General features: G+C 69.7%; 2 protein-coding genes. Both read left to right on the plus strand.

The window, feature by feature from the left end; all coding sequences use genetic code 11:
* The first annotated feature begins 119 nt into the window (after positions 1-119).
* A complete protein-coding gene (locus tag I53_RS05390) occupies positions 120-674 on the plus strand; it encodes a glutathione peroxidase (protein ID WP_043347523.1) in 555 nt (184 codons plus the stop codon).
* Between the two features lie 58 nt (positions 675-732).
* A partial coding sequence (locus I53_RS05395; protein ID WP_043347526.1) for a sigma factor occupies positions 733-1016 on the plus strand: 284 nt, incomplete at its 3' end.

Consider the following 1016-nt stretch of genomic DNA (forward strand, 5'->3'; position numbering starts at 1 on the left):
GAATTATGACGCAGTCGGCCGAGACTGTACGGTCGACCTGCAGCAGGCATATCAATGAGGTGATCCCCAGCCCGACTGGGCCCGTTGCGGCCGCGGGACGCCCGAGCCGGAGACCTGCCATGACGCTGCTGCGCCGCGAGGCTCTCATCCTGATCGGTGCCGGCCTTGCCGGCACTGCCCGCGCCGCCGAGGCCATGCGGGCCACGGACTTCGCCTTCGAGACGCCCGAGGGCGCGCCGATGCCGCTCTCGGCCTATGCGGGAAAGCCGATCCTGGTGGTCAACACCGCCACGGCCTGCGGCTATGCCGGGCAACTCTCCGGGCTCCAGACGCTCTGGACGCGGTTCGGCGACCGGGGGCTCACGGTCCTGGGCGTGCCCTCGCCGGATTTCGGCAATCAAGAGCCGCTGGATGGCCCGGCCATCGCGGAGGCCGCCCGGAAGAATCACGGCGTCACCTTTCCGCTCACCGCCAAGACCCGGGTGAAGATGCCGGGCGCCCACCCATTCTACCGCTGGGCAGCGGCCGAGCGCCCGGCCGAGACGCCGCGGTGGAATTTTCACAAGTACTTGATCGCCCGGGACGGCACCCTGGCGGCGGCCTTCGCCACGCAGGTCGAGCCGACGGATCCGCGGGTGATCTCGGGCATCGCGGCAGCCCTCGATCAGGCCTGACATCCGAGACCCGGCCGGCAGGCGGGATTAAATGGCCGCTGCCTCGCGTTCACATCCCATGGCATCGGACAAGAACACGCGCCCGGACCTCCTCGACCTGATGGTGCCCCTGCGGCGCTACGCGCGTTCGCTGACCCGCGACGCGCTGCGGGCCGACGATCTCGTGCACGATACCCTGGTGCGGGCGCTGGAGATGCAGGGCACGCTCGGGCCCAATACCAATCTGCGCACCTGGATGATGACGGTGCTGCACAACGCCTTCATCGACGAGCAGCGCCGCCGGCAGGTCGAGCCCCGTCACGCCGACACGCTGGTGCGGATGACCGAGGACATGGCCCCGCC

It is taken from the genome of Methylobacterium sp. B1 (assembly GCF_000333255.1).
GTDB classification, from domain to species: domain Bacteria; phylum Pseudomonadota; class Alphaproteobacteria; order Rhizobiales; family Beijerinckiaceae; genus Methylobacterium; species Methylobacterium fujisawaense.

Coding starts and splice junctions, on each gene's coding strand:
- I53_RS05390 (WP_043347523.1), top strand. CDS start 120: ATGACGCTGCTGCGCCGCGAGGCTCTCATCCTGATCGGTGCCGGCCTT.